Consider the following 4,223-nt stretch of genomic DNA (forward strand, 5'->3'; position numbering starts at 1 on the left):
ACAAAAACTTCCAAATAGGTGCTTATAGCAATGAAACTGCAAAAGTAAGTATAGGTGCTACAAACTCAAATACTATAGGGCATACTAGGTTTGAGACTACAAGAAATGCTGTTGTATCTAATATTTCAAATGTTAATGATTTAACTGTAAAACTTAGCGGAATTGATGGCTATCCAAATGGTTACACTTTTCAAGTTATACCAGGTAATGTATTAAGAACTGATGGCTATAAAGCCGTAGCTGATATGATGAATGGCGTTTCAGATAAAACCGGTATTAGGGCAAAGGTTAATAATACTCAAATTATGAGTCAGGCTGTAGCTGCTGGAACTATTAAAGGTCTTACTATCAATGGCGTAACAATAGGTAATATTAAAACTCAAGTAAACGATGCCGACAATGCTTTAACTGCAGCAATTAACGCTAAAAAAGATGAAACTGGAGTAGAAGCAAGCTTGCAAAATGGTCGTCTAGTATTAGCTGCTAAAGANGCCATTTCAACAGGTGCTACTGCCTTAATGGGTGCTAAAGCTGGTGCTTCAATGGCCAGTATATCTACAGGTAAAAATGCTCATAGTGCTGGTTTAGTAATGTTAGGTCAAATTACCTTTATTCGCCAAGATGCTAGAGACATTAAAATCGGTTTAAATGGTATGTCTACAATATCAGGATTAGGTTTTAGCGATGCTGTTATATCACTTGCTAGTGAGGCATCTAAAGCCTATAACCAGGCTAGTGTAAATTTAAAATATATGAATGCTGGAACAATAACCAAAGAAATGGCTCAAGCTATGGGCTTTTTTGATGGTAATGTTTCTCAAGCAAATTTATATACAGACCAAGCTGGTGGCGTAAATACATATGGTGGTGCTCAAGCTATGGTTGATGTAGCTGAAGCAGCTAGAAAAACTCTAGATAAGCTAAGAGCTGACCTAGGTTCAGTACAAAATCAATTAGTAGCTACTATAAATAATATTACAGTTACCCAAGTAAATGTAAAATCAGCTGAATCTCAAATAAGAGATGTAGACTTTGCTAGTGAGAGTGCAAACTTCTCTAAATTTAACATACTAGCCCAAAGCGGAAGCTACGCTATGAGTCAGGCAAATGCTGTACAGCAAAATATATTAAGACTACTACAGTAGCTTAAATTTAAATCTTTAATAGCTTAAATTTACTCGCAATGCTTAGCCATTGCGAGGGTTTATATACAATATATCAATCTTTTTATATTATTAATTAAAATGGATTTATAAATTAGGGTAATTGATAAAAATTACTAAAAATACAAAAATAATACTCTAAATACTACTAAAATATCTAAAACCATTAATCCTATAAGATCACAACCTCGCAACGCAACTCTATACCAAAAAGCTCAGCTACACGGTTTTTGGCTAAATTTATCAACTCTATTGCATCATTAAAGCTTCCATTGCCATAATTGATTAAAAAATTTGCATGAATTTCGCTAAAGCCGCATCCGCCGATCCTATAGCCTTTCATTCCAGCAACCTCTAAAAGTCGCCCAGCATGATCGCCAGCAGGATTGGTAAAGCATGAGCCAAAGCTCGCACCTTTTGGCTGATTGGAGCGCTTTTGATTGAGTTTATTGCTTAGAACTTCATCAAATTCACGTATAATTTTAAAACTAGCCTCAAATATCACTCCATCAATATTTGAGTGGCGGTAGCTAAATCCACACTCATTAGCTAGTGTTACTCCTTTAGATGTTGTGATATTTAAGAGCAAATTTGAAATCTCATACTCTTTTACTCCAGCATTCATCTTTATCATTCCACCAAGGGTTCCAGGAATTTTTTTAACAAATTCAAAGCCGCCAATATTGTTATCTTTAGTAAATTTATATATTTTTGAGCTTGGAGTTTTAGCACCAATTTTTAGTACGCCATTTTCTAGTTTGATATAGTCAAATTCGCTTCCTAAAATTCCCATTTTAGGTGGATTTGGCGAGATTAGCAAATTATTTGCTCCGCCAATTATCACTCCATCAAACTCACGCATTTTATCTAGCACTTCTACATCAAAAATTCCACCAATGCGTACTGAGCTGTACTTACTAAAATCAATTTTCATTGGATAAATGTTGGTATCATATTTAATATTCGTTCAGTAAAATCAATCATTTGTCCCATCATCCACGGCATTAAAAAGATTATTACCACCACAACCAAAATTATCTTTGGTACAAAGCTTAGCGTCATCTCGTTAATCTGTGTAGTAGCTTGAAAAATGCTAATTAGCAAACCAGCTACCAATCCAGCCATAAGCATAGGCAGACTAATCATTAGTGCTAGTTTAAAGGTCTCAACGCCTAGACCGATTAGATCGCCTTGCATTAGCTATTCCTACTATTTAGATACTCAGTTGGTATGAGATTTGGCTGAGATTTGATTAAATTTGAATAAACCCCACTCTCATATCCGATTTCAAAAAGCCTATCTACTGCACGCAGCTGAAGATCGCTCATACTGATAGATTCAGCATTTGCATAAAGCCCTAGATACTTTTGCAAACTTGTATCATCTACACGCACTAGCTTACGCTCTAGTAGCATAGAGCTTAATATTTTTTTATTATCGTGTGCGATTTGTACGGCCTTTGTCAGTACCGATTCGCACTCTATAGCATCACTTAGCGGCAGACTGCGTCTAAGAGCCATACCGCCAAGTGGTAATGGTAGACTATCATCGCCTCTAAGTTCACACCAAATATCCCAAATTTCACGCTCTACACATAGTTCATCACTAAAGCTAAGAATACTCTCATGAATTAGCACGCCAGCATCAACTTCACCGCTTAGTACAGCATTTTCGATATCTAAGAAATTCTTATAAACTATCCTAGCCTTTGGATATGCGATTTTAAAAAGTAGAGCATTTGTGGTGTATTGTCCGCTTAGTGCGACTTTGAAATTTGGCTTTAGAGTTGTATGTTTTTTCTTAATTAGCTTTGGGCCGTATCCATTGCCAAAGCTTACTGCTGTTCGTAGTAAAGCATAATCTTTAACTATAAATGGATAAAGAGCAAAACTAATGGCCGTAGCATCAAATTCGCCACGCAAAGCTGCTTGATTAAGCGTCTCTATATCATCAGCTTTAGAGCTAAACTGCAAAATCTCACTACCAACCCAGCCTAAATTTATAGCGCTATACATAAAGATATCATCAGCATCTGGTGAGTGAGCTACTCTTATATTTTTCAATTTCATCCTTTGCATTTTGGCTAATTTTACTTAAATTTATCTAAATTTCTAATATATTGCCGTATCAAAAATATGGCTTACTTTTCCACCAAAATGGATAGTCTCTCCATCAAATCTAAGATTTAAAATCTCACCGCTTCTTGGCATAACTTCTATTTTATCATTTAGTCCAAATCGCTCAAATCCAGTAAAAAATGAAGCTGCCATTCCAGTGCCACAGGCATTTGTCTCATTTTCAACACCACGCTCAAAGGTGCGCACTAATAGTCTTTGGCCATCAAATTTGGCATAATTTACATTTGCGTTATATTGTTGGCGCATAGTTTTGCAAATTTCTAGATCAAATTTATCCAAATCATCCACAAAGCTTACTAAATGCGGCACTCCAGTATTATAAAAGTTCCATTCTAATCCCATTTGAGTAAATGGTTCGCTTAACTTTTTTTGCTCGCTTAGAGTGACTTCGACATGGTCTTTTGCAATGGTAGCGCCAATAATTCCAGCACCAGTTTCAAAGGTGCAAACAGCATCGCAAATTTGGTTTTTATATGCATAAAGTGCAGCGGCCCTACTACCGTTGCCACACATTGCTGCTATACTTCCATCGCTATTGTAAAACTCCCACGCAAAATCACACTGATTATTTGATTGTTTGATAATAATCATTCCATCTGCGCCAACTCCACTAAATCTATCGCAAAGACGCACAGCTAGTTCCGAGCGGTTACTTGCAGCAAATTTAGCATTATTAATGGCCTGGAAAATAACAAAATCATTACCGCTTGCGTTATATTTTGAAACTTGCATAAATATCCTTAAAATGGTTAAATTTTCAAATTTTAGCATAAATTAAATTCAAAGTTGCTTTTTTAATATATTTTTACTCCATCCCCTCAAATAAATTACACCCCATAATATTTTAATATCTCACCCAATCCAATCTAAATTCCACTCTAAAAATTATAAAATACCCAAATCATAAATCTACAATATCTAA

5 protein-coding genes are annotated in these 4,223 nt (G+C 35.5%); 1 reads left to right on the forward strand and 4 read right to left on the reverse strand.

Going from position 1 to position 4,223, the window contains the following annotated elements; translation table 11 throughout:
• Positions 1–1,145: flagellin (locus CIGNP103_RS07970; RefSeq protein ID WP_141082236.1), on the forward strand; the 1,145-nt coding region annotated here is incomplete at its 5' end.
• A 190-nt stretch (positions 1,146–1,335) separates the two neighbouring features.
• Here CIGNP103_RS07970 and CIGNP103_RS07975 read toward each other — a convergent pair.
• From CIGNP103_RS07975 to dapF, 4 genes are read right to left on the reverse strand one after another with little or no spacing between them, the layout of a single operon-like run.
• The gene (locus CIGNP103_RS07975) at positions 1,336–2,097 is read right to left on the reverse strand and encodes a UDP-N-acetylmuramate dehydrogenase (protein WP_086252831.1); all 762 of its coding nucleotides are present in this window, start codon (positions 2,095–2,097) and stop codon (positions 1,336–1,338) included.
• Positions 2,094–2,360, reverse strand: a complete 267-nt coding sequence (fliQ, locus tag CIGNP103_RS07980; protein ID WP_086227385.1) for a flagellar biosynthesis protein FliQ — start codon at positions 2,358–2,360, stop codon at positions 2,094–2,096. Before fliQ ends, CIGNP103_RS07975 begins: the two co-directional genes overlap by 4 nt.
• On the reverse strand, positions 2,360–3,232 hold the full coding sequence (locus tag CIGNP103_RS07985; protein ID WP_086230038.1) for a menaquinone biosynthesis family protein: 873 nt from the start codon (positions 3,230–3,232) through the stop codon (positions 2,360–2,362). Before CIGNP103_RS07985 ends, fliQ begins: the two co-directional genes overlap by 1 nt.
• A 42-nt stretch (positions 3,233–3,274) precedes the next feature.
• The gene (gene dapF / locus CIGNP103_RS07990) at positions 3,275–4,033 is read right to left on the reverse strand and encodes a diaminopimelate epimerase (protein ID WP_086252830.1); all 759 of its coding nucleotides are present in this window, start codon (positions 4,031–4,033) and stop codon (positions 3,275–3,277) included.
• Positions 4,034–4,223 lie beyond the last annotated feature (190 nt).

The organism is Campylobacter sp. P0103 (assembly GCF_002139545.1).
GTDB classification, from domain to species: domain Bacteria; phylum Campylobacterota; class Campylobacteria; order Campylobacterales; family Campylobacteraceae; genus Campylobacter; species Campylobacter devanensis.

What these genes read in the sequence shown, in the direction of transcription:
- fliQ (WP_086227385.1), bottom strand. Translation starts at nt 2,360, where the DNA reads ATGCAAGGCGATCTAATCGGTCTAGGCGTTGAGACCTTTAAACTAGCA.
- CIGNP103_RS07985 (WP_086230038.1), bottom strand. Translation starts at nt 3,232, where the DNA reads ATGAAATTGAAAAATATAAGAGTAGCTCACTCACCAGATGCTGATGAT.
- CIGNP103_RS07975 (WP_086252831.1), bottom strand. Translation starts at nt 2,097, where the DNA reads ATGAAAATTGATTTTAGTAAGTACAGCTCAGTACGCATTGGTGGAATT.
- dapF (WP_086252830.1), bottom strand. Translation starts at nt 4,033, where the DNA reads ATGCAAGTTTCAAAATATAACGCAAGCGGTAATGATTTTGTTATTTTC.